Source organism: Duganella alba, from assembly GCF_009674495.1.
Lineage (GTDB): Bacteria > Pseudomonadota > Gammaproteobacteria > Burkholderiales > Burkholderiaceae_D > Rugamonas > Rugamonas alba.
The window spans coordinates 51,147-74,443 of the sequence record NZ_WKJN01000001.1 but is presented as its reverse complement, the minus strand read 5'-3'; the positions used below and the strand labels follow the sequence as shown (position 1 = coordinate 74,443).

The window sequence follows — 23,297 nt, the reverse complement described above, 5'->3', positions numbered from 1 at the left end:
CGGCAAAGTCCTTTATTTGGCGTAGCTGACATCCGCCTCGTCGGCCGGCGCCGCGACCGATACCGGCGGCCGCCATTTCTCCAGCCACGCGATCATCTGGTCGGCCGGAATCGGACGGCTCATGAAGTAGCCCTGGCCCTGGTCGCAGCCCAGTTCCGCCAGCAGGCGCCACACCGCTTCGCTCTCGATGCCCTCCGCCACCACGCGCAGGCCCATGTTGTGGCCAAGGTCGATGGTGGAGCGCACGATCTTGGTGTCGCCTTCATCCTTTTCCATATTCAGCACGAAGGATTTGTCGATCTTCAGTTCATCCACCGGCAGGCGCTTCAAATAGGCCAGCGACGAATAGCCGGTGCCGAAATCGTCGATCGACAGGTCGAGGCCCATGGCGCTCAGGCGCTCCAGCGTGTGCTGCGCGCGCACCGGATCGTCCATGATGGCGCTCTCGGTGATCTCCAGGCAGAACGAGCCCGGCGTCAGCTTGTGGCGCGCCAGCAGGTCGGCGAATTTGGCCGGCAGGTCCTGGTCCAGCAGGTCGCGCGTGGACAGGTTGACCGACACCTTCAGGTGATGGCCCTTGCTGGCCAGCTCGCGGCACAACTCGGCCGACTTTTCCATCACCCAGCGCGTCAGGATGCGGATAAAGCCGGTCTGCTCGGCGAAGGGAATGAACTCGTCGGGGAACACATTGCCGCGCTCCGGATGCACCCAGCGCACCAGCGACTCCATGCCCACCACCTTGCCGGTGTCGAGCGAAATCTTCGGCTGCACGTGCAGGCGGAACTCGTGGCGCTCGATGGCGTTGCGCAGCTCCGTCAGCAGCGACAGGCTCTTGGCGCTGGACTTGTCCATCGCCGGGTCGTACACCACGGCGCCGTCGTTGCGCTGCTTGGCGGCGTACATCGCCACCTCGGCCATGCTCAACAAGGTCTCGCCGTCGTCGGCGTGCGCCGGATAACCGGCGATGCCGAGGCCCGCGCCGATGTCGACCATCTGGTCTTCCAGCGACAGCGGCGTCTCCAGCGCCTGCAGAATTTCGGCGGCCATCTGCTGCGCCGCGTCCATGTCGGCGGCCGGCAGCAGCACGGCGAATTCGTCGCCGCCCAGGCGCGCCACCTGCGCCGACGACTGGCGGCGGTTCGCCAGCAGCAGCTGCAGGCGGCCCGCCACCTGGCGCAGCAGCGCGTCGCCGAAGCTGTGGCCCATGACGTCGTTGACGTGCTTGAAGCGGTCCAGGTCCATCATCAGCACGAACAGCGCCTCCTCGCGGCCGCGCGCGTTGAGCAGCGCGTCGTTCAGCAGCAGCACGAACTGCGCGCGGTTCGGCAGGTTGGTCAGCGTGTCCCAGTATGCCAGGCGGCGGATTTCCTGCTCGCGCTTGGCGATCCCTTCGCGCATGGCGTCGAAGGCGTGCGCCAGCTGGCCGATTTCGTCGTCGCGCCGGCTGTCGATCGACACCTTGTAGTCACCCTGCTCCAGCCGCCGGGCGGTGACCGCCAGCTCGCTGATCGGCTGGGCGATGCGCTTGGCGGTGAACACGATGGCCAGCGCCGAGGCGAAGATGCCGCCCAGCGTCAGGCCGATCAGCCAGCGCTCCAGGCGGCGGTATTCGGCGGTGGCCTCGTCGATGGAGCGCGCCAGCAGCACGCTGGCGGTCTGGCCGTTGTCCTCGCCGATCGACATCAGGCGCGCACTGTACTGCGAAGTTTCCACCGTGAGGTCGAACGGGCCGTCCGGCGCCTTGGCGCCGCGCGCCTGCAACTGGTCGACCACTTCCTGCGCCGACGGGCCGACAAAGGTGGAGCCGGCCGACAGCCACTTGCCCTGCGTGTCGCGGGTCAGCACCGAGGTATGCAGCGAGCTCACTTCGCGCATGTCGCTGGCCAGCTGGCGGTCGATCGGGAAGGTCATCACGATCCAGCCGATGGTGATCGGCGCCTTGACCGGCATGGCGACGATCTGGAACGGCCGGTGGTCGACGATGGCGATGCCGATGGCGCCGTCGGCCGCCTCGGCCGCGTCCAGCATCGACAGCGACATTTTCTCCAGCCCGGCCGCCTGCGCCGGATTGGTCGAGACGCTGATCTTGCGGTCGTCGCCGATCAGCATGGTCAGCGAGGCCTTGATGCGGCGGCCGCTGTTGGCCAGCGCCGACTCGATGGTGGCGCGGTCGCTTTCATCGTTGTTGCCGATGGCGGCGACAAAGGCCGTATCGCGCGCCAGCAGGCGCGCGCCGAAGCGCAGATTCTGCGCATTCTGGTCCAGCAGGCGGCGGAAAATCTTGGAGCCGTTGGCCAGCTCGCTGCTGATGGCAAGCCGCGCGTTGTTGTCGATGCCGCGCTGGATCACCAGCAGGCCGACCACCTGGACCGCCACGATCAACGCCAGGAACAGCGTGACGATACGGGTTTCGAGGCTGCGGAAGCGGAAGCGAAAACGCATGCTCAGGCCAGTCCTTTAAAGCGCGGCGTCGTCGGCCGCGATGGGTTTCATCGGCAGTTTGAAGACGGCCGTCGCCAGGTCGCCCGCCTTCACCGTCAGCGTCTGCTCCGGCGTGGCGCCGCCCACGGTGTTGTAGTGCCAGGCCTTGACCACGTACTTGCCGGCCGCCGGCAGTTCGATGCGGGCGGCGCCGGAACCGTCGGTCTTGGCGAAATACGGCGTGTCGACCACCTTCACGTAGGCGATCATTTTGTCATGAATATTACAACCGAGTACAACCGTGCCGGCCTTGTCGAACACCTGCGGCGAGGCCGCCTGGCCGGAATACAGTTTCTGGTCGAACTTGTGCGCCGGCGAGAACGAATAGATGTGGTGGCGCACCTTGTCGTTGTTGGGGAAGTTGATGGTGGCGCCAGTCTGCACCACGGTCACCAGCGGCATGAACTTCAGGCCCTTCTGCTCGATCTGCGCGGTGGCCGGCTTGCCGGCCGGCGAGGCGCCGCCTTCAAGTTCGACGTAGATCACGGTATCGGGCAGCACCTTGCCAGCCGCGTCCTGCACCTGCACTGCGATGCCGCTGGCGCCGGCGCTGGCCGCGGCAAGCAAACTCAAGCTAAAAACGAGGGAACGACAATGCATAAATACCTGCTCTCTTTAACGACTGGCTGACCGTAATTGTAGCGCGCGTCCTGGACAATTTGTTTCCTAAATTCATCACCCGGTAACAAAGTGCTTCTATGATCGTACAGTTAAACCCATATTTGGCAAACGATTCATCGTGAATTCCGCACTCCAGCCGTCTGCCGGCGCCACAATCACCTACCTGACGCCTCGCAACGAGGATGGGGAGGAAGCGGCGCTGCGCGGGCATTTGTACGACATCCTGGCGCGCAGGCAGCTCAGTGCGGTGTTCCAGCCGATTGTACACATGCGCAGCGGTGAAATCATCGCTTATGAAGGTTTGGTGCGCGGGCCGTCCGACAGTGCGTTGCATTCGCCGCTGAATCTGTTCGCGACGCGCGCCACGGCGAGACGCTGGACGTCGTGCGCCAGATCGGCATCAACCCCGCTCGGGTGATCATCGAGCTGACCGAAAGCCAGCCCACCTGCGACTACGCCCAGATGCGCGAAGCGGTGCTGCGTTACCGCCAGATGGGCTTTCAGATCGCTATCGACGACCTCGGCGAAGGCTTCTCCAGCCTGCGGCTGTGGTCGGAATTGCGGCCGGAATATGTCAAGATCGACATGCATTTCATCCAGGGCATCAACCACGACCCGGTGAAGCTGCAATTCGTGCGTTCGATCCAGGAGATCGCCGAGAAATCCAACACGCTGGTGATCGCCGAAGGCATCGAGACCCGGCCCGAGCTGCTGGCGCTGCGCGATATCGGCGTCGCCTGCGGCCAGGGCTACCACCTGGGCCGTCCGCAGCCGGCGCCGCTGCGCACCGCGCCGGGCGAGGTGGTCCAGGCGCTGGCGCGCCGCCACGACCAGCATGCGGTCAGCATCCACAAGCTGCTGCGCGAAGTGCCGGCGGTGCCGTCGAGCATGAGCAATGACGAGGTGTACGAGATCTTCCAGCGCGACCCGCAGCTGATGAGCATCCCGGTGGCGGACCACGGCCAGCCGCAGGGCCTGATCAACCGCTGCAACATGACCGAACGCTTCGCCCGCCCCGGCGAGCGCGAGCTGTACGGCAGGAAGGCATGCGCGCACTTCATGGACCGCACGCCGCTGGTGGCCGACCGCAACACCAGCCTGCGGGAACTGAGCCACCGCATCGCCAAGGCCGAGGCGCACCATCTGCTCAACGGCTTCATCATCACCGAACAGGGGCGCTACCTGGGCATGGGCACCGGCCACGACCTGATGCGCGAGATCTCCGAGATGCACATCCACGCCGCGAACATGGCGGCCCCCTCGGCGCGGATCACCAGCGCCTGAATCAGTCCGACGCCCGGTTGTGCGGCACGTAGCAGGCGCGCGCGTGGGTGTCGCGCCACTGGCGCACCAGCGCCTGCGCCGCCGCGATCGCCTGCGGCGTCATCACCAGCGCCATCTTGCGGCGGTTGCTGACAGCCGCCACGTCGCCCGCCTGCGCCGCCAGCGTCAGCCACATGAAGGCGCGCGCCGGATCGCGCTCGACGCCGCGTCCGCAGCCATACATGCCGCCCAGGTTGAACTGCGCCAGCGCATGCCCCTGCTCGGCCGCCTTGGCGTACCAGTCCACCGCCTGCACATCGTCGCGCCCGACGCCGACGCCGTTGGCGTACATCACGCCCAGGTTGTTTTGCGCGCTGGCGTCGCCCTGCTCGGCGGCGCTGCGATACCAGACCGCGGCCAGCGCCTCGTCACGCGTCACGCCGTGGCCGTTGGCGTACATGACGGCGACGTTGAACTGCGCATGCGGCGTGCCCTGCTCGGCCGCGCGCCGATACCACTCCAGCGCCCTGCGCTCGTCGCGTTCGACGCCGCGCCCGCGCGCGTACAGGCCGCCGAGGTTGTACTGCGCCAGCGCGTGGCCGGCCTGCGCCGCCCGGCGATACCAGGTGAAGGCCTGCTCGTCGTCCTGTTCCACGCCCTTGCCGTTGGCCAGCATCACGCCCAGGTTGAACTGGGCGTCGCCGTCCTCCTGCTCGGCCGCGCGCAGCAGCCAGGCGAAGCCGCGGCGGGCGTCGCGCGACACGCCCAGCCCTTCGGCATAGGCCACGCCGACCAGCCGCTGGGCCACCGCGTCGCCCTGCGCCGCCGCCTGCCGGAACCAGGCCACTGCCTGCGTCTCGTTGCGCGGCACGCCGCGCGCATGCTTGTACATCAGCCCCAGCTGCAACTGGGCGTTGGCGTCGTTTTGCAGGGCGGCCTTGCGGAACCAGGCCAGGGCCAGCGGATAGTTGCGCGTCACGCCATAGCCGTTGCAGTAGGCTTCGCCCACCAGCGCCTGCGCGCTGGCCAGGCCCTGCTCGGCGGCGCGGCAAAAACACGCCAGCGCCACCTCTTCGCTCTGCGGCACGCCGCGCCCCTTCTTGTACATCAGGCCGAGATTTTGCTGGGCCGACGCCTCGCCCTGGCGGGCGGCGCAGCGGAACCAGTGGGCGGCGAGGTCGTCGTTGCTATCGACGCCGCGGCCGTAGTAGTACATCGCGCCCAGCTGGTTCTGGGCATAGGCCAGCCCCTGGGCGGCGGCCTGGCGCATCCAGTGGAACGCCTGCGCCTCGTCGCGCACCACGCCCTCGCCTTTTTTGTACATGCGGCCGAGGTTGAACTGCGCATAGGCGTTGCCACGCTCGGCGGCGTCGAGGAACCACAGGTAGACGTCATGACCTTCTTTGGCCGTGCACTGTTTTTTCACGATACACCTCTGACCAACATGACAACACAGTTGATCAAAGTGTAAAACGCGGTCCCGGACGGGATTTGACAACGCTCAAACGGGCTGGCCGCGCTTTTGCAGGAATTGCGGCACCTTGGCGGCCGCCAGCTTGTTGACCGACACCAGCAGTTCGCTGTCGACGTGGCGGATGCCGTAAGTTGAACGAAGATGGCCGCCAATGTGCACCAGCAGCTTGGCCGCCACTTCGGCATCGGCCTCGGCCCGGTGGGCCGCGCTGTTGAAGCGGATGCCGAGCGCGCCCGACAGATGGCCCAGCTTGTAGCTGCCCAGCTCGGGGAACACGCGGCGCGACAGTTTCAGCGAGCACACCAGCGAGGGGTAGCGCGGCGTCAGCTCCAGCCGCTCGGCTTCGGCGCGCAGGAACTTGTCGTCGAAGCTGGCGTTGTGGGCGGACAGCGGATCGCTGCCGATGAAGTCCAGCAGTTGCGGCACCACTTCGGCCACCGGCGGCGCGTTGTCCACCATGGCCTGGCTGATGCCGGTCAGGCCGGTGATGAAGGATGGAATGCGCACGCCGCAATTAATCAGCGACACAAAGCGCTCGACCACCACGCCGTCGACGATGCGCAGCGCCGCCACTTCGGTGATGCGGTCGCCCATCGCGGGCGACAGGCCGGTGGTCTCGAAGTCGAGCATGACGATGGGTTGGTCGAGCATGGGCTTATCCGAACTTTCTGACGGCGTCGAGCGCCAGGCCGGCGCCGATGCTGCCGAACAAGTCGCCTTCCACCTTGCGCGCGGCCGGCACCAGCGCGCCGATGCGTTCGCGCAGCTTGCGCACGCCGCTGGAACCGCCGGTGAAGAACACGGTGTCGACGTGTTCCGGTTTGACACCGGCGTCGCGCAGCAGGTTCAACACGGTCGACTCCACCGAACCGACCAGGTGGTCGATGGCGCCGTCGAACTGGTCGCGGTTCAGCTCCAGCGTCACCGGCGGCGCCAGGCGGTCCAGCTCCAGCTGCACCTGGGCGGCGTCGGACAGGGCGATCTTGCCCTCTTCCGCCTTCATCGCCAGCCAGTGGCCGGCGCGCTCGTCGATCAGGCGCTGCAGGCGGCCCAGTTTTTCCTGCTCGGCCGAATCGCGGATCAGGTCGGACAGCTGGGTCCACATCTTCTTGGTGTAGACCTGGTTGATGGTATGCCAGGTGGCCAGGTTGAAGAAGTAGCTCGACGGCACTTCGCTGTTGTTGCGCAGGCGGCTGCCGTAGCCCAGCAGCGGCATGATGGACGACAGGCTCAGGTATTTATCGAAATCGGTGCCGCCGATGTGGACGCCGCCGTTGGCCAGGATGTCGTCGCGCCGCTCGGCTTTTTTGGCGCGTTCGGGCGACAGGCGCACCAGCGAAAAGTCGGACGTACCGCCGCCGATGTCGGCGATCAGCACCAGCTCCTCGCGGTCGATCTGCGACTCGTAGTCGAACGCCGCCGCGATCGGCTCGAACTGGAAGGCGATGTCCTTGAAGCCCACCGAGCGCGCCACTTCGGCCAGCGTGGTTTCGGCCAGCTGGTCGTTGTCCTGGCTGTCGTCGATGAAGTGGACCGGGCGGCCGAACACCGCCGACGAGAATTCGCGGCCGGCCGAGCGCTCGGCGCGCTTCTTCAGCTCGCCGATGAACTGCGCCAGCAGCATGCGGAACGGCAGCGCGCGGCCGCCGACCTCGGTCTGGCCGTCGATCAGGCTGGTGCCGAGCAAGCTCTTCATGGAGCGCATCAAACGCCCTTCGTAGCCGGCCAGGTATTCGGCCAGCGCAGCGCGCCCGTAGGTGACTTCATCGTCATCCGCATTAAAGAAGACGACGGACGGCAGGGTGACCTTGCCATCCTCGAGTCCCAGCATCACCGGGTGGCCGGGACGCACCCAGCCGACGGTGGAATTGGAGGTGCCGAAATCGACGCCGCAAGCTATGGCCATCTTGCCCTTTCCTCAGTTACATCAGTTCAGCTAAAGGGGCGATATGCTATCAGAAAAAACCTCCCAACAGGATAAATTGCGTCATAGCCACATGGGAGAAGATATTTCTTTGCAGAAATGCGATATTTATTGCCAGCCGGTAAGTTTTTAATTATGCTCGCCTTACTGATAAAAATGCAAACAAAACGGCTTCAGTCCCAGACACCCGACGATGACCAAAACCAAGCTGACAGTTGAGCATTGCGCAACAGAGGTAAAAACCGTGATCGCCCGCGAGAATCGCCGCGTGACGTCGTATGACGTGGCGCTGGTGGCCGGCGTGTCGCAATCGGCCGTGTCGCGCTGCTTCAAGCCCGGCGCCAGCGTCTCCAAGGCCACCTATGCGCTGGTGATGAAGGCTGCCGCCCTGCTCGACTATATCCCCAATGCCGCCGCGCGCAGCCTGATCACCCGCCGCTCCAACATGGTGGCGCTGATTATCACCAACCAGGCCAACCTGTATTACCCGGAGCTGCTGGCCGAACTGAGCCAGCAATTCACCGCGCAGGGCAAGCGCCTGCTGCTGTTCACGCTGCAGCGCGAGGCCGATGTCGACCGCGTGCTGGCCGACGTCTGGCAGTTCCAGGTCGACGGCGTGGTGGCGGCCGCCCGCCTGAGCGCGGCGCACATCGCCGAATTCGAGCGCCGGCGCATGCCGCTGGTGCTGTTCAACCGCAAGCTGCGCGACGCCTCGGTCAACACCGTCACCTGCGACCACCTGGAATCGGGCCGCATGCTGGCCTCGCGGCTGGCCGCCGCCGGCCATCGCCAGTTCGGCATCATCGCCGGCAGCGAGGACTACAGCGTGGCCAGCGAACGCCAGCGCGGCGCCTGCGAGCGCATCGCCGAACTGGGACTGCCAACGCCGGTGGTGGTGCCCGGCGCCTATGATTACCGCAGCGGCGCGCTGGGCCTGAAAGCCATCATCGCCCAGCTGGGCGGCGTGCCGGACGCCGTCATCTGCGGCAGCGACGTCATGGCCATCGGCTGCCTGGACTGCGCGCGCCACGAGCTGGGGCTGGACGTGCCGGGCCAGCTGTCGGTGGCCGGCTTCGACGCCGTCGAGCCGTCCAACTGGATCAGCTACAACCTGACCACGCTGCGCCAGCCGATGCCGAAAATGGCCGCCGCCGCCGCCGACCTGCTGTGCGCGCGCATCGACCACCACGAAACCGACACCGAACGGCGCGTCTTCAACGCCCAGTTCATCGAAGGCGCCACCGCGCGCCTGACGCCCGCCGGCGCGCCGCCGGCGCTGGCCGCTACCGGCCTGCGGCTGCCGGTCGCTATAATGTAGCGGATGAACCAGCCCAAACCGCCCAACTCTCCCCGTTTCACTCCGCAAGGCCTGATCCCGACCGCTGAACAGAACACCATCCAGCTGGCGCAAAACAAGGTGGTGCTGGTCGACGCCAACGCCGGCGCGGCCAAGACCACCACGCTGGCGCTGCGCATCGGCGAGGCGCTGGCGCGGCAACTGGCGCCGGAACAGATCCTGGCGCTGACCTTCACGCCGGAGGCGCGCGACGTGCTGCGCCGCCGGCTGGTGGAAGTGGGCGTGCCGCCAACGCTGGCGGACCGCGTGGCGGTGCTGAGTTTCGAGGATTTCTCGGCCTGGATGATGGACCTGGCCGACAACGACGATGTGCGCCAGTGCCGCGACATCCGCGCGCTGAAAGATGACGCCTTGCAGGCCATGGACCGCACCGGCGAGCGCTACGCCGGCCGCGTCGACGGCCTGGAGCTGCACACCCACAGCCTGGCCTTGAGCCAGTTCCTCGACGTCCAGCTGGGCCTGAAAGCCACCATGGCGCTCGACAGCGACGTCGAATTCATGGGCCACGACGAAGCCGCCGAGCAGCTGGGCATCACGCTGACCGACTATCTGGTCACGCTGGAATACGAGGCGCTGCGGCTCGACGGCGGCGCCGGCGCGGTGTTCCGCGGCCCGTTCGACGCCACCTACGACCTGGCCTGCAACCTGCACGCCGGCGCGCGCCTGGCCGAGCAGTTCCCGGACTACCGGCTGGTGCTGTGCGACGAACTCCACGACCTGAACGAAGCCGCCTTCCGCATCCTGGAAGCGCTGATCGACCGGCCGCAGTGCTTCTTCGTCGGCGCCGGCGACCAGGACCAGGTGATCCACGCCAAACTGGGCGCCAGCGAGGAATACCTGAACCGCCGCTTCGCCGAGCGCTTTCCCAAGCTGGTGCGCTATCCGCTGACGCAGACCTGGCGCCACGGCCCGCACCTGGCCTACGCCATGGCCGAGTTGAAGCACAAGGCGGTGGAATCGGGCCTGCCGCTGCGCACCGAAATCCTGCACGCCCACTACGACAGCGCCGCCGACTGCGCGCAGCGCGTCGTCGCCGCCGTGCGCCAGTGGAAGGCCGACGGCCATGCCTACGACGGCTGCGCCATCCTGATCCGCGACCGCCATCAATCGATGGCCATCGAAAACGCGCTGATCGAAGCCGATATCGACTACCGCACGCCGCCGATGGCCGGCTACCTGCAACGTGATGAAATCCTGTTCCTGCGCGGGCTGCTGGCGATCGCGCTGCGCGATTTCGGCGCCGTCAAGTCCGAGCAGGTGCGCGTGGCCATCGTCGATGCGCTGGTGGCCTTCAGCGAAATGAAGTTCTCCACGCGCAGCATGGACAACTTCAAGCAGCAGATCCTGAAGAGTCCCGACCTGCTGGGCGAATTGTTCCTGATCGAGGACGAGCGCCGCGACGGCGTCGAGCCGGGCTACCGCGACATCGCCAGCCAGGCCACCAAGCGCGCCGTGATCGATGCGCTGGCGTGGCTGTCGACGGTCGATGCCGATGCGCCGGCCGCCGCCGTGCTGACCGAACTGTGCGAGCGCGTCAAGCTGGCCGCCACCGCGCGCCGCATCTTCGTGCGCGCCTACGACGCCAGCGTCATCACGCGGTCGATCGCCAGCCTGCTCGACGCGGCGGCCGCTTCCGGCCAGAGCCTGCGCGAATTCTGGAGCGCGGTGAACGCGCGCGAAGCCTTCATCCGCCGCAAGCGCGACCGCAAGTCGGTGCTCATCGAATGTGCAGCCAACGCCAAGGGCAAGGAGTTCGAGCACGTCCTGCTCCCCTATCTGGAGGAGGGTGAGTTCCCCCATCCGGCCCATCCACGACGGCAGGAGGAAAACCTGTTCTATGTGGCGGCGACACGCGCCCGCGCGCGCCTGACTTTGCTGTCGCCGGCCGATGCGAACGCGCGCAGCAGCTTCATCGCGCAGATGCGCTTGCCTAAATCTTCAGCAGCCGCCGAGGGCGCGCTAGAGCGAAACCAGCGGGCGCCAGCCCCTGCGCCGGCCTCGCGCCACTATCTGACCGCCGGTTTCCACGACAAGGACCAGGTCAAAGCGCTGGGCGCCAGATTCGACATCGCGCGGCGCGCCTGGTATGTCGAAAGCGGGACAGATCTGACGCCATTTTTAACTTGGATGAAAAAATAATGCAAGGGACCAATATTTCCAAGGGAAACCCTTATATAATACTGGTCGCGGGCTGCGGAACAGCCTCACACCTAGCGTGTACACACCATGTCCCCCAAACAAAATCAATTCGGGAGTATTTCGATGAAAGCTAAAACCAATATCCTGCTGGCAGCCTGCACCATCGCTCTGTTGAGCGCTTGCTCGACCCCAGCACCAGCCCCTGCACCAGCACCGGCGCCAGCACCAGTTGTTGCGCCAGCACCAGCGCCAGTGGCCGCACCAGTGCCAGCACCAGTTGCCGCACCGCTGCCAGCCTACCTGGACCCAAACAGCTCGATCTACAAAAACCGTAGCGTCTACTTCGACTTCGACAAGTACACCGTCAAGCCAGAATTCGATGCACTGGTTGCTGATCACGCCAAATTCCTGGCCGCCAACCCGAACGTGGCGATCAAAGTCGAAGGCAACACCGATGACCGCGGCGGCGCGGAATACAATCTGGCCCTGGGTCAGAAGCGCGCTCAAGCCCTGATCACCGCCCTGAAAGTACAAGGCGTGAAAGAAGGCCAGATGGAAGCCGTCAGCTACGGTAAAGAAAAAACCACCGGCACCGACGACGCAGCACGCGCCCACGACCGTCGCGACGACATCATCTACCCAAGCAAGTAATTCAGCTTGATCAAGCGCCCGGCACTGCCGGGCGTTTTTCATTGTGACTCTCTCTTTTGAGAGCGGCGAAAAGCAGTTGTAGTCGTTATGCTGGAAGTTTCCATTCATCCCATTCAGGCGAAGGAAGTTTCATGAAGAACCTCACTACTGCGGCCGGCGCACCGGTCGTCGATAATCAAAACACCCAGACCGCCGGTCCGCGCGGTCCGGTCCTGCTGCAAGACGTGTGGCACCTGGAAAAGCTGGCGCACTTCGCGCGCGAAGTCATCCCCGAGCGCCGCATGCACGCCAAGGGCTCCGGCGCCTACGGCACCTTCACCGTCACCCACGACATCACCAAATACACGCGCGCGGCGCTGTTCTCCGAAGTCGGCAAGAAAACCGATATCTTTATGCGCTTTTCGACCGTTGCCGGCGAACGCGGCGCCGCCGATGCGGAACGCGATATCCGCGGCTTCGCCGTCAAGTTCTACACCGAACAAGGCAACTGGGACGTGGTCGGCAACAATACGCCGGTGTTCTTCTTCCGCGATCCGCTGAAATTCCCGGACCTCAACCACGTGGTCAAGCGCGATCCGAAGACCAACCTGCGCAGCGCCGAAAACAACTGGGACTTCTGGACCCTGCTGCCGGAAGCCCTGCACCAGGTCACCATCGTCATGAGTGATCGCGGTATTCCGAAAGGCTACCGCCACATGCACGGTTTCGGCAGCCACACCTACAGCTTTATCAGCCCGGCCAATGAGCGCTTCTGGGTCAAGTTCCACTTCGTTTCGCAGCAAGGCATCGAGAACCTGAGCGATGCGGAAGCCACCGCGCTGGTCGGCGTCGACCGCGAAAGCTCGCAGCGCGACCTGTTCGACGCCATCGAAAGCAAGGATTTCCCGCGCTGGAAACTGGCGGTGCAGATCATGCCGGAAGCCGATGCGTCCAAAGTGCCGTATCACCCGTTCGACCTGACCAAGGTCTGGCCAAAAGGCGACTACCCGCTGATCGACGTCGGCGTGCTGGAATTGAACCGCAACGCGGAAAACTACTTCGCCGAAGTCGAGCAGTCGGCCTTCTCGCCGGCCAACGTGGTGCCGGGCGTGAGCTTCTCGCCGGACAAGATGCTGCAATCGCGCCTGTTCTCGTATGGCGACGCGGCGCGCTACCGCCTGGGCGTCAACCATCACCAGATTCCGGTGAACGCGCCCAAGTGCCCGTTCCACAGCTACCACCGCGACGGCGCCATGCGCATCACGCCGAACGGCGGCGAGCAGACGCCGTATGAGCCGAACAGCCGCGGCGAGTGGCAGGAAAGCCCGCAGTTCAAGGAACCGCCGCTGTCGCTGGAAGGCGCGGCCGATCACTGGAACCATCGTGTCGACACCGACTACTACTCGCAGCCGGGCAATCTGTTCCGCCTGCTGACCGCCGAGAAGCAGCAGCTGCTGTTCGAGAACACGGCGCGTGCGATTCACGGCGTATCGAAGCCGGTGCAGGAACGTCACATCTACAACTGCACCCAGGCCGATCCAGCCTACGGCGCAGGCGTGGCCGCCGCCATCGCGGCACTCGAAGGCAAATAAAGTCGGTACAATGAGGCGGCCATCAACCGCCTCATTTGCCGATGCCTTTAATCTTCCTGATTCTTGCGCTGCTTGCCTGCGCTGCCGGCAGCGGCGTCGCCAATGCAGCGGATGCGCAGCGCATCGCATGGCTGTGGGATGGCGCCGCGCTGCCGGCGTGGTCGCAGCCGGAAGCGGCAGTCCTCCAGCGTCATATTCTCCTGAGCGGCGACACCGCCCTCACCCGCCCGCGTGCGCGCTGGCCGAATGCATCACGCATCACGCCCGTCGTCCACGTGGAGGTCAGCACCGTCAATTCTCCCGTCGATATCGAAAGCCGTCGCGCCATGATCGTGCGCGCGATGCACGAAGCGGCCGACGCCAGCACCTCCGGCTGGGTGCAGCTGGACATGGAAGCCAAACCCTCGCAGCGCGTTTTCTACCGCTCGCTGGTGCGCCAGCTGCGCGGCGAACTGCCGCCACAGATCAAACTGAGTGTGACCGCGCTGGCCTGGTGGTGCCGCTCGCCCGCCTGGCTGGACGACCTTGGCGCCGACGAAGTGGTGCCGATGTTCTTCCGCATGGGTAAAGACAGCGCGCGCCTGCGCGACATCATCCAGCATTCTCCGTCCACGCTGCACGCCAGTTGCCGCAACGTGGCAGGCTTTTCGCCGCAGGAAGCGTTTCCGTCCGACGTGACGGCGCGCTATCCTAAAACCTACTGGTTCGACCGCCACGCGTGGAAGCGTGGCACTGACATTGAGAGCACTCCATGACGCGTTTCCATCAAATCGGCGCACTGGCCGCCGCACTGCTCACCGTTGCCAACGCGGGCGCCAGCGGCGATGTGCCCTACGACCGCTACGCCGGCCGCTACGCGCCGGACATTGCGCTGGAACGCTATCAGGCGGGCCAATTGGGTGTCGTGCTGCCGACCTATGCACGCATGTATCTCTACACCGCCTGGCGCGACGTCATGCTCGGCGCGCGCGACCTGAAAGCGTCGCCTGGCGTCGAACACGGCCTGACCGTGTCGGTGCATGGCCGGCCCGGAGGCTACGGCGACTGGCGCCGGAACGCGCCGGATGACGTCTACGCCGGCTGGCGCAAGGCGGTAAGCGCTGCAGCGAAACGCGAGCTGCTGCCACCAGCGGACAAGGACAACGTCGCCACCACCTACCGCGCCTGCCCGGACAGCAGCTACGCCTTCGCCGCGCAGACACTGACCGACCTCGCCCGGCGCAGCGACGCCACGCCGGCGCGGCTGGAAGCGTGGATCGCCACCCAGCGGCAGGTGTTCCGCATTTGCGGCGATGATCCCGAAGTGCGCCGTCCCGGCTACGGCCAGCCCAAGCTGGCGGCGGCGCAGCCGGCGGCGCTGCCCGCGTCCGAAGCGCTGTACTGGCGGCAGATGCAGGAGTATCAACTGGCATCGGCCGCGTTTTATGCTGAAGATTACGCCGCCAGCGGCAAGCTGTTTACCCGCATTGGCGCAACCGACCAGCATCCGCTGCGCCACTGGGGCGCCTATCTGAGCCTGCGCACACAGGCGCGCGCAGCGACCTATGTTCCGCCATCGGTATCGCAAGAAGAGCGCTGGAAACAGCAGCGGGCGATCGCCCAGGAAGGCCCGGAGGCCGCCGCCGCGCGCGCGGCATCGCAACAAAGGAAAGTTGACGCGATCCAGGAAGCCATCGACCGCATTCTGGCGGATGCGTCGCTGAAGGATCTGCACGAAGATGCCCGCGCTATCGGACGCAGCATGCGCTCGCAGTTGACGCCCAAGACACGCTTCGCTGAACTGAGCAAGGTACTCGACGACCCGCGCGCCGATCCCTATGCCGATGACCATCTGGGCGACTGGCGCCTGCTGGCGAACCAGCTGCTGCCCTTGTCCCCGCTGCGCAAATCGGCAGGCTTCATCGACTGGATACAAACCATTCAGCAATGCTATGGCTACAAACCGGAATACACCTGCGCGCAAGAGCACGAACACGCGCTGGAGCAATGGCGGCGCTACGCCAGGGAGGGCAACAAGCCGCAGGCGCGCGTGTGGCTGATGGCCGCCGCCTTGAGCGGCGACGCGATGCCGGCGGATCTGGAGCAAGCCAGCCTGCAAGTCGCTGCCGACGCGCCGGAATACCTGACCGTGCGCTATGCGCTGGCGCGTCACTATCGGACCGGCAAACAGGCCGACAAGGCGCGCGCGCTGGAAGACGCGGTGCTGGCAAGCCCGCAACTGGCTGCCGCGGCTTCGCCAAGCGCGCGCAATCTGTTCCGCCAGGAGCGTCTGGCCATCGCCGCCACTCCGGCGGAAGCCGTGCCATACCTGCTGCGCACGCCGACCGAATCGCGCGATGCCGACAGCGGCGAAAAAGCCTCCGCCAAGCCAACCGGAGAAGAGCTGGCCTCCGATGGCCAGCGCTGGCTGAACAGCGGCCTGGCGACCGCCGACCTGTACGCGCTGAGCGCCGACAAGCGCCTGCCGGCGGCACTGCGCGCGCGCATCGCCATCGCCGCATGGATGCGCTTCGACTTGCTGGGGCAAGAGCCGCAAGCCATCGCCGCCGCGCAGCGCATCGAACAAAGCGTGCCGGCGCTGGCTGCGGACATGCACAAATATCAGACATCCAATACGCAGGAGCGCCGCCACCTGATGCTGCTCAGCGCCATGAAGTGGCAACTGACGCCCACGCTCACCTGGTACAACGCGACGCGCGACGAATTCGCGCAGGCGAATCCGGACGATGTCACCGCCAGCATGTGGTGCAAGCTGCCGGCCAGGCCAGGCGTCACCGTGGAAGAAGACACCGCCATCGAGGTCGCCCCGCCCGCGCCGGAGACCGGCAACGGCGCGGTGCGCGACAAGGAACTGGCGCAACTCGGCGCGCTGAAGACCGCCACCGGCTTCGTCGGCGATCACGTCCTGCGGCGCGTGACGGCGGTGCCGAAAGATCCCGATCTGCCATGGCTGCTCTACGTGGTGGTGCAATCGACGCGCGGCGGCTGCCTTGATGCCGATGCCAAGGCGCTGTCGAAGAACGCCTTCACCGTGCTGGGCAAGCGCTACGGCAACACCGAGTGGAGCCGCAAGACGCCCTACTACTATTGATCCGTCTCAAACGCGGGGCATGGCGCCGGCCTAAGCTGAAGCTTTTGGAGGCGCATCATGCAAACACTGGCCCAGCCCCGCGCAATCTCATGCTACGACAACGATTGGGTACTGTGGATAGACGCGCAGGTCCGCTTACTGTCGGAAAGAAGGTTCTCGGACCTGGATATCGAGAACCTGGTCGAGGAGCTCGACGGCATGAAAAAACAATATGCGCATGAACTGGATAGCCGGCTGACCGTGCTCATCATGCATCTGCTCAAATGCGAGTATCAGACCGACCATGCGCGCAACAAATGGCACTCGACATTAATCGAACAGCGCCGCCGCATATCGCTCTTGCTTGCCAGCAGCCCGAGCATGCGCCAGCGCGTCCTTCCTTTTGCGCTGGATTGCTATGCGGATGCACGTCGCCGAGCGGCTGTCGAGACGCGGCTGAATCTGGAAGTCTTTCCCGCGCAGTTGCCGTATTCAACCCAGCAATTACTTGATCCGGATTTTATGCCGTGACCGCCACGCCCGAGCGTTGCAGCAGCGCTTCGCAACGCTTGGACAGGTGCTGCACCTGCAGCGTTTTGCCGGCCTTGGCATAGCGCTCGCTGAGCGCGGCCACCGCCACCACGGCCGAATGATCGACCAGCCGCAGGTAACGGCAATCGAGCACCACCTGCTGCGGATCGTCCTGCAAGTCAAACAACTCGTTGAAATGCGCCACCGACGCGAAGAACAACGTGCCATGCGGCGTATAGGTTTTGACGCCGGCGCCGTGCTCCACATCGGTACGGATATCGCGCGCATGACGCCACGCGAAACTCAGCGCCGCAATCACAATCCCGCACAATACCGCCGTGGCCAGATCGGTGGCCACCGTAATCGCCGTCACCGCGACAATCAAGAGCGCATCATGACGCGGCACTTTGCCCAGCACCTGCAACGAACTCCAGGCAAAAGTCTGCTGCGCCACCACGAACATCACCCCCACCAGCGCGGCCAGCGGAATGCGTTCGATCAGCGGCGACAAAAACAGTATAAACAATAAAATCATGATGCCGCTGACCGCGCCCGACACGCGCGTGCGGCCGCCGGAACTCAGGTTGATCATGGTTTGCCCGATCATCGCGCAGCCGCCCATGCCGCCGAACAGGCCGGACGCCACATTGGCCGCGCCCAGCGCCACGCATTCGCGATTCGGCAAACCGCGCGTCTCGGTGATTTCATCGGTCAGATTAAAGGTCAGCAGCGTTTCGAGCAGGCCGACCACCGCCATCAGCAGCGCATACGGGAAAACGATGCGCAAGGTCTCCAGAGTCAACGGCACATCCGGCAGCGCGAACACCGGCAGGCCGCCGGCGATATGCGCCATGTCGCCGAGCGTGCGCACCGGCAGCGCCAGCGTTGCCGACAATACGCCGACGCCGACAATCGCCACCAACGCCGGCGGCAAGGCTTTGGTCAGGCGCGGCAGCAGGTAAACGATCAGCATGGTCAGCAGCACCAGGCCGCACATCCACACCAGCGAAGTCCTCTGCAACCAGGCGCCATCCGCCTTAAAATGTTGCAATTGCGACCATGCGATGACGATCGCCAGGCCATTGACGAAGCCCAGCATCACCGGATGCGGCACCATCGTCACCAGTTTGCCGAGTCGCAGCACGCCAAACAACAGCATGATCAGTCCGCTCAACACCACCGTTGCCAGGAAATATTGCAGCCCCTGCTGGGCCACCAGCGCGACAATCACCACCGCCATCGATCCGGCGGCGCCGGAAATCATGCCAGGACGGCCACCGAAGATGGCCGTGATCGTGCAAATGAAGAACGCGCCGTACAAGCCGGTGAGCGGATTGAGATGCGCCACCAGCGCAAAGGCGATGCATTCAGGAACTAAGGCGAAGGACGTGGTCAGACCCGCCAGCGCGTTTTTAGAGAAATTGGAAGACCACATGGGGGAATAAACCGCAAAGAATCGATGCAAAATAGCAACAGCACGTGCATTTTACACGTGCCGGGCTGTTTACTCATCGTCTTGGGTGAAGTGGCGCACATTCAGAATCGGGGCAAGACGGGCACAATGGCAACGCATCTCCGAATAACCCAGCCCGGTCAACTACGCCATGACTACCTTGATATCCGCCAGCTACGCCCTGCAACGCCAGAAAATCGCCGTCGAAAGAACGCTGTACGCGCGTTCGGCTGAAGAATCCCAGCTGGCTGCCCGCTGGGCCAGTGCCTGGCACAAGCTGGTGCAGCGCAAGCTGGATCAGGATCTGGCGGCACGCATGCCTACGCGGATGGATTTCGGCGGTTTCCTTATTGCTCCGCCGTCCCGCGTCCTGCACTAACTGTCCTTCTTACGCTGCGTAGCGTTGCTGTGCCGGAGCCGCGTTGATGATGCGGCCCTGGTAGCAGCTGCCTGCGCGGCGTTCCATCGCCTCACGGTCCAGTACCGTAACCAGGCCGCGACGGTAGATAATCAGTCCTTCCTGTGCCAGCTTGCCTGCCGCGCCGGTGATGCTTTCGCGGCGCACGCCCAGCATGTTGGCGATCATTTCCTGGGTCACTTTCAGCTCGTTGGACAGAGAACGGTCCAGGCGTTCCAGCAGCCAGCGGCACAGCTTCTGCTCGATGCTGGTGTGACGGCTGCCGGCCACGCTTTGCGCCAGCTGGGCGAACATCATGCTGGTGTAGCGCATCAGCTGCTGGGCCAGAGGGCCGCCGCTGTAGAAGACTTCGCGCAGCATCGCGGTTTTCAGGCGGTAGCCGTAGCCGGCGGTTTGCACCACGGCGGCGTAGCTGGCGCGTTCGGTTGGATGCAGGGCCACGCCGACGACGCCTTCGCGGCCGACAACGGCGATTTCGGTCGTGGCGCCGTCTTCCATCACATACTGCAAAGAAATAATGGCGTTGGTCGGGAAGTAGGTGTACTCGACTGCATCGCCATAATCGAACAGATGCTTACCTTCCGGCAACGTGACCAATTCCAGGCTGGCGAACAGGGCCAGCAGATCGTCGCGTGACAGCGCGCGCAGCAGGTCGTTCTGTTGAGCGCCGATCAGGCTGATTTGTGGCGCTGCGGCTGGAGTGGTGTGAAGTGCGTTCATGGTAAGCCTCGTAAGTGTCTGTCTGGTTGATGTAGACACTATATCGATCAGCCCACCCCGCCGGTATAGGACCACCTTGTCGTCCTATGTAGGCTGCGAACATTGCAGAATGTCATCTTAGTCCTACGCCCCCACTCCGGGGTCAGGTCCCCCATTTCTACACGAGCTGATCCATGCCAAGGCTTTGGGCGGCTAAACCGGCTATTGTCGGGCGATGACCAGACCTCTTCGATTGGAATTCCCGGGCGCGCTGTACCACGTCACCAGTCGCGGTGACCGGAAGGCGCTCATCTATATTGATGACACGGACCGCTCAGTATGGCTGCAGACTTTGGGCGAGGTCTGTGCGCGGTTTCGCTTCGCCGTACATTCGTTCTGTCAGATGGGTAATCACTATCACCTGCTGGTGGAGACCTTGGATGGCAATCTGGCGCTGGGGATGCGGCAACTGAACGGCGTCTATTCACAGTATTTCAATCGCCGCCATAATCTGGTCGGACATGTTTTTCAAGGGCGCTACAAGGCGATCTTGGTCGATCGGGAAAGCTATTTGCTTGAGTTGGCCCGGTATATCGTACTCAACCCTGTGCGGGCAAAGCTGGTCACGCAGCCTGGAGATTGGCTCTGGAGCAGCTATAACCTGATGTTGGCGGAGGCACCGTCGCCCGTCTGGCTGCATACGAATTGGCTGCTGTCACGATTCAGCGATCAGATTCGTAACGCCAAAGACGCCTATCGTCAATTTGTCCTGGATGGCGTTGGTGTGGCCAGCCCTTTGGCAAACACATTCCAACAAACAGTACTCGGAAGCGAGCAATTCATTGCAGAACTTCAATCTACAACGAACGCAGACGCGCTAGCCGGCATATCCAGGGTACAGCGCCGCACACTGGCGCCCTCGCTCAACGAATGCCAGTTGAAATATCCCGATCGTGACGACGCCATGGCCGTCGCCTACAGCACCCACGCCTACACGCTCACCGAAATCGCCCGCCACTTCGGCGTATCCCACTCAACAGCCAGCCGCGCCGTCAGAAAGCGCGGCTGACTGTTGAGCTCGTGTAGAAATGGGGGACCTGACCCCGGAGTTTTAGTAGGTGACGCGGAGTTGGACGTAGCCGGTGCGCGGGGCGCCTGCCATGCGGCCGGCGTTGCCGTCGACGTTGCGGGTGTAGTAGCGCTTGTCGGCGATGTTGTTGACGCCGGCCGCCACTTCGTAGCCGCGCTGCTTCCACGAGAGGTTGGCGTTCAGCAGGCGGAAGCCGGGGATCAGGCCGGCGGCGCCGTTGGCCGTTTCCGCAACCGTGTTGGCGGTGTCGGAGTATTGCTTGGTCTGGTGCGTGGTCGACAGGTTCGCAGTCCACGCGCCGACGCGGTAGCGCGCGCCGATGGTGTCGGTGGTGCGCGAGTAGAACGGCACGTCCAGCCCCGCCGTCGCGCCCGATTCCTGGATCGCCTTGGTGTAGGTGTAGTTGGCATACACGTTCAGCCCTGCCAGCGCGCTGGCTTCGTCGAAGGTGTAGTCGGCCGCCGTTTCGATGCCGTCGTGGTTGGTCGCGCCGATGTTCTGGAACGTCGCCGGCGTGATGCCCGGCACTTGCACGATCTGGTTGTCGAACTTGAGCTTGAAGGCGGTCACTTCGGCGCTTACCGAGCTACTCTTCCAGCGCGCACCCAGCTCGGCCGTCTTGGCCAGTTCCGGCTTCAGCGGGTTGGCCGGCGTTTGCGAGTTCAGCTGCGTGTTCTGCACCGGACCAAACGAGGTGGTGTAGTTGACGAACACGGTCAGCGCCGGATTCAGCAGGTAAGCCACGTTCAGCGACGGCAGCGCCTTGGTGTTGTCGGTCTCGAAGGTGGATTTGGCGGCGACGTCGTTGCGCGTCGACGAGATCTGCTCGTAACGCACGCCCGGCGTGATGCGCCAGGCGCCCAGCGCGATGCGGTCGTCGATGTAGGCCGCGTGCGCGTCGGTGCTGTTGACGAAGCGGGTGATGGCGCCATTCGTGCCGGTCGACACGGTCTGGATGTAGTTGTTGTCGTCGCCGCGCTCGCGCAGGTAGCGGTAGCCGACGGTGACGTCATGCAGCATGCCGCCGCCGTTGAAGCGCTGCGTGTAGCGCGGTTCGATGCCCAGCACTTCGTAGTTACGCGGCTGCCAGGTGATCTGCGTCTTGGCAGCGTTGATCAGCGCGCTCTGGCGGAAGCTTTCGTTGTAATACGCCTTGATTTCGAATTCCTGCGCGGCCGAAAGGGTGTTCAGGTAGCCCACGTCGACGCCATGGCGGTCGCCGCTCCAGAAGTCGGTCGGACGGGTGTTCTGGAACGGGTCGGCGTTGTACTGGGCCACCGTCAGGCCACCCGGCGTGCGCGACAACACGTCGTAGTAGGAAACCTTGCCGTACACCTCGCTATGATTATTCAGCGGATAGCGGAACTTCAACGCCACGTCGTTGACGCGCTCGTCGCTGCCCTTGCGCCATTCCGAGCCTTCCATGCCCGAATACATCAGCGCCACGCCGAGGCCGTTGCTGGCGGTGCCGCCGACGAAGGCGCTGTACTGGCGGTTTTCGCCGCCTTCGCTGAAGTGGTTGTAGCGCACGTTGGCGTCGCCACTGATGCCCTCGCCTTCCGGAATCGCGCGGCTGCGGAAGTTGATGATGCCGCCGACGTTTTGCGGGCCATAGCGCACCGCGCCGCCGCCGCGCACCACGTCGATCGATTCAATATTGTTCAGGCTGACCGGCGCGAACGACAGTTGCGGCTGGCCATATGGCGCCACCGCCAGCGGAATGCCGTCCAGCAGCACGGTCGAGCGCGGCGAGTAACGGCCGGTCAGGCCACGGATGCCGATGTTGAGCGAAATCGCGCTGCCGGCCGTGCCCGAGTTGTCGGTCGATTGCACGCCGGGAATGCGGCGCAGCACGTCGCCGATGTTGGCCGCGCCGGTCTCGTCGATTTCTTCCTTGTTGACCACGGTGCGCGCGCCGGCGAAGTTCTTCACGCTGTTTTGCAGGCCGGAGCCGAGCCAGCTGCCCGACACCTGGATCGATTCCATCGGCGCGTCTTCAGTCTGTTGGGCGTGCAGCGCGAGCGGCGCCATCAGCAGGGACACCGCGGCGGCCAGGGCGGTCAGTTTGAAAGGCGCGACATTCAGTTGCAGTTCAGACATGTGAAGAATAGTTGTTGTGTGATAATAAGTTGAATGATAACAGTTCTCATTAACAATTACCAGACTCGCAAGCTGTCAGTTATAATTTGCGGATGCTCTATTTCGTCAAACGTCAAACGCTGCACATCTGGATCGCCATACTCGGCGTTCTGTTTGCCGCGCTGGCGCCGACGGTATCGCATGCCCTGGCTTCCACCACGACCGCCGCCCTGGCGGAAATGTGTACGGTGGACAGCGGCGCCAAGAAGGCGCCCACCAATATCATGCACGGCATGGAGCATTGCGCTTATTGCGTGATGCACGGCGGCGCGCCGGCCCTGCCGCCGTCGGCCCTGGGTGGTTTCGCCGTCATCGGCGGCCATGACTTTTATCCGCCGCTGTTCTACACCGCGCCGCAGCCGCTGCACACGTGGCGCGCCGCCAGCCCTCGCGGACCTCCCGCCCTTTCCTGATCG

Annotated in this window: 18 protein-coding genes and 1 pseudogene; 11 read left to right on the top strand and 8 right to left on the bottom strand. The window is 64.4% G+C overall.

What is annotated here, in order from left to right; genetic code table 11:
• Window positions 1-12: 12 nt before the first annotated feature.
• Window positions 13-2,442, bottom strand: coding sequence for a putative bifunctional diguanylate cyclase/phosphodiesterase (locus tag GJ695_RS00305; protein WP_154361644.1), 2,430 nt, complete (start codon window positions 2,440-2,442; stop codon window positions 13-15).
• 15 nt (window positions 2,443-2,457) lie between these two features.
• Window positions 2,458-3,081, bottom strand: a complete 624-nt coding sequence (locus GJ695_RS00300; protein WP_154361643.1) for a methylamine utilization protein — start codon at window positions 3,079-3,081, stop codon at window positions 2,458-2,460.
• 220 nt (window positions 3,082-3,301) lie between these two features.
• Here GJ695_RS00300 and GJ695_RS00295 point away from each other — a divergent pair.
• Window positions 3,302-4,374 (top strand): annotated as a pseudogene (locus GJ695_RS00295) (EAL domain-containing protein); the annotation flags it as partial.
• A 13-nt stretch (window positions 4,375-4,387) separates the two neighbouring features.
• On the opposite strand, the gene GJ695_RS00290 reads toward GJ695_RS00295, so the two are convergent.
• The 3 genes from GJ695_RS00290 to GJ695_RS00280 form a co-directional block, all read right to left on the bottom strand.
• Complete coding sequence (locus tag GJ695_RS00290; RefSeq protein WP_166454977.1) at window positions 4,388-5,791, bottom strand: tetratricopeptide repeat protein; 1,404 nt, start codon at window positions 5,789-5,791, stop codon at window positions 4,388-4,390.
• 75 nt (window positions 5,792-5,866) lie between these two features.
• Complete coding sequence (locus tag GJ695_RS00285; protein WP_154361642.1) at window positions 5,867-6,490, bottom strand: 3'-5' exonuclease; 624 nt, start codon at window positions 6,488-6,490, stop codon at window positions 5,867-5,869.
• A gap of 4 nt (window positions 6,491-6,494) precedes the next feature.
• A complete protein-coding gene (locus GJ695_RS00280; RefSeq protein WP_154361641.1) occupies window positions 6,495-7,745 on the bottom strand; it encodes an Hsp70 family protein in 1,251 nt (416 codons plus the stop codon).
• Between the two features lie 211 nt (window positions 7,746-7,956).
• Here GJ695_RS00280 and GJ695_RS00275 point away from each other — a divergent pair, with 211 nt between their 5' ends.
• From GJ695_RS00275 to GJ695_RS00245, 7 genes are all read left to right on the top strand, one after another.
• On the top strand, window positions 7,957-9,081 hold the full coding sequence (locus GJ695_RS00275; protein ID WP_154361640.1) for a LacI family DNA-binding transcriptional regulator: 1,125 nt from the start codon (window positions 7,957-7,959) through the stop codon (window positions 9,079-9,081).
• 3 nt (window positions 9,082-9,084) lie between these two features.
• Complete coding sequence (locus GJ695_RS00270; protein ID WP_154361639.1) at window positions 9,085-11,259, top strand: 3'-5' exonuclease; 2,175 nt, start codon at window positions 9,085-9,087, stop codon at window positions 11,257-11,259.
• Window positions 11,260-11,382: 123 nt separating this feature from the next.
• On the top strand, window positions 11,383-11,910 hold the full coding sequence (locus tag GJ695_RS00265) for an OmpA family protein (protein WP_154361638.1): 528 nt from the start codon (window positions 11,383-11,385) through the stop codon (window positions 11,908-11,910).
• A 131-nt stretch (window positions 11,911-12,041) separates the two neighbouring features.
• Entirely contained in the window at window positions 12,042-13,481 is a 1,440-nt protein-coding gene (locus GJ695_RS00260; protein WP_154361637.1) for a catalase, read from the top strand.
• 41 nt (window positions 13,482-13,522) lie between these two features.
• Complete coding sequence (locus GJ695_RS00255; RefSeq protein WP_154361636.1) at window positions 13,523-14,236, top strand: hypothetical protein; 714 nt, start codon at window positions 13,523-13,525, stop codon at window positions 14,234-14,236.
• Complete coding sequence (locus GJ695_RS00250) at window positions 14,233-16,572, top strand: hypothetical protein (RefSeq protein ID WP_154361635.1); 2,340 nt, start codon at window positions 14,233-14,235, stop codon at window positions 16,570-16,572. Before GJ695_RS00255 ends, GJ695_RS00250 begins: the two co-directional genes overlap by 4 nt.
• Window positions 16,573-16,629: 57 nt before the next feature.
• The gene (locus tag GJ695_RS00245; protein ID WP_154361634.1) at window positions 16,630-17,082 is read left to right on the top strand and encodes a DUF29 domain-containing protein; all 453 of its coding nucleotides are present in this window, start codon (window positions 16,630-16,632) and stop codon (window positions 17,080-17,082) included.
• On the opposite strand, the gene GJ695_RS00240 is transcribed toward GJ695_RS00245, so the two are convergent.
• On the bottom strand, window positions 17,072-18,517 hold the full coding sequence (locus GJ695_RS00240; protein ID WP_154361633.1) for a SulP family inorganic anion transporter: 1,446 nt from the start codon (window positions 18,515-18,517) through the stop codon (window positions 17,072-17,074). The genes GJ695_RS00245 and GJ695_RS00240 overlap by 11 nt on opposite strands.
• A gap of 169 nt (window positions 18,518-18,686) precedes the next feature.
• Between GJ695_RS00240 and GJ695_RS00235 the strand changes: the two genes are divergently transcribed.
• Window positions 18,687-18,914, top strand: a complete 228-nt coding sequence (locus tag GJ695_RS00235) for a hypothetical protein (protein WP_154361632.1) — start codon at window positions 18,687-18,689, stop codon at window positions 18,912-18,914.
• A 9-nt stretch (window positions 18,915-18,923) separates the two neighbouring features.
• On the opposite strand, the gene GJ695_RS00230 is transcribed toward GJ695_RS00235, so the two are convergent.
• A complete protein-coding gene (locus tag GJ695_RS00230; RefSeq protein ID WP_154361631.1) occupies window positions 18,924-19,673 on the bottom strand; it encodes a Crp/Fnr family transcriptional regulator in 750 nt (249 codons plus the stop codon).
• 214 nt (window positions 19,674-19,887) lie between these two features.
• Between GJ695_RS00230 and GJ695_RS00225 the strand changes: the two genes are divergently transcribed.
• A complete protein-coding gene (locus GJ695_RS00225; protein ID WP_154361630.1) occupies window positions 19,888-20,721 on the top strand; it encodes a transposase in 834 nt (277 codons plus the stop codon).
• Window positions 20,722-20,763: 42 nt separating this feature from the next.
• On the opposite strand, the gene GJ695_RS00220 is transcribed toward GJ695_RS00225, so the two are convergent.
• A complete protein-coding gene (locus tag GJ695_RS00220; protein ID WP_154361629.1) occupies window positions 20,764-22,842 on the bottom strand; it encodes a TonB-dependent receptor family protein in 2,079 nt (692 codons plus the stop codon).
• A 92-nt stretch (window positions 22,843-22,934) separates the two neighbouring features.
• Here GJ695_RS00220 and GJ695_RS00215 point away from each other — a divergent pair, with 92 nt between their 5' ends.
• On the top strand, window positions 22,935-23,294 hold the full coding sequence (locus GJ695_RS00215; protein WP_154361628.1) for a DUF2946 domain-containing protein: 360 nt from the start codon (window positions 22,935-22,937) through the stop codon (window positions 23,292-23,294).
• Window positions 23,295-23,297 lie beyond the last annotated feature (3 nt).

Excerpts from the sequence above, each read along its gene's own strand:
- GJ695_RS00245 (WP_154361634.1), top strand. The coding sequence starts at position 16,630 with ATGCAAACACTGGCCCAGCCCCGCGCAATCTCATGCTACGACAACGAT.
- GJ695_RS00230 (WP_154361631.1), bottom strand. The coding sequence starts at position 19,673 with ATGAACGCACTTCACACCACTCCAGCCGCAGCGCCACAAATCAGCCTG.
- GJ695_RS00265 (WP_154361638.1), top strand. The coding sequence starts at position 11,383 with ATGAAAGCTAAAACCAATATCCTGCTGGCAGCCTGCACCATCGCTCTG.
- GJ695_RS00250 (WP_154361635.1), top strand. The coding sequence starts at position 14,233 with ATGACGCGTTTCCATCAAATCGGCGCACTGGCCGCCGCACTGCTCACC.
- GJ695_RS00270 (WP_154361639.1), top strand. The coding sequence starts at position 9,085 with ATGAACCAGCCCAAACCGCCCAACTCTCCCCGTTTCACTCCGCAAGGC.
- GJ695_RS00280 (WP_154361641.1), bottom strand. The coding sequence starts at position 7,745 with ATGGCCATAGCTTGCGGCGTCGATTTCGGCACCTCCAATTCCACCGTC.
- GJ695_RS00255 (WP_154361636.1), top strand. The coding sequence starts at position 13,523 with ATGCCTTTAATCTTCCTGATTCTTGCGCTGCTTGCCTGCGCTGCCGGC.
- GJ695_RS00300 (WP_154361643.1), bottom strand. The coding sequence starts at position 3,081 with ATGCATTGTCGTTCCCTCGTTTTTAGCTTGAGTTTGCTTGCCGCGGCC.
- GJ695_RS00305 (WP_154361644.1), bottom strand. The coding sequence starts at position 2,442 with ATGCGTTTTCGCTTCCGCTTCCGCAGCCTCGAAACCCGTATCGTCACG.
- GJ695_RS00215 (WP_154361628.1), top strand. The coding sequence starts at position 22,935 with ATGCTCTATTTCGTCAAACGTCAAACGCTGCACATCTGGATCGCCATA.
- GJ695_RS00225 (WP_154361630.1), top strand. The coding sequence starts at position 19,888 with ATGACCAGACCTCTTCGATTGGAATTCCCGGGCGCGCTGTACCACGTC.
- GJ695_RS00260 (WP_154361637.1), top strand. The coding sequence starts at position 12,042 with ATGAAGAACCTCACTACTGCGGCCGGCGCACCGGTCGTCGATAATCAA.
- GJ695_RS00240 (WP_154361633.1), bottom strand. The coding sequence starts at position 18,517 with ATGTGGTCTTCCAATTTCTCTAAAAACGCGCTGGCGGGTCTGACCACG.
- GJ695_RS00220 (WP_154361629.1), bottom strand. The coding sequence starts at position 22,842 with ATGTCTGAACTGCAACTGAATGTCGCGCCTTTCAAACTGACCGCCCTG.
- GJ695_RS00235 (WP_154361632.1), top strand. The coding sequence starts at position 18,687 with ATGACTACCTTGATATCCGCCAGCTACGCCCTGCAACGCCAGAAAATC.
- GJ695_RS00275 (WP_154361640.1), top strand. The coding sequence starts at position 7,957 with ATGACCAAAACCAAGCTGACAGTTGAGCATTGCGCAACAGAGGTAAAA.
- GJ695_RS00285 (WP_154361642.1), bottom strand. The coding sequence starts at position 6,490 with ATGCTCGACCAACCCATCGTCATGCTCGACTTCGAGACCACCGGCCTG.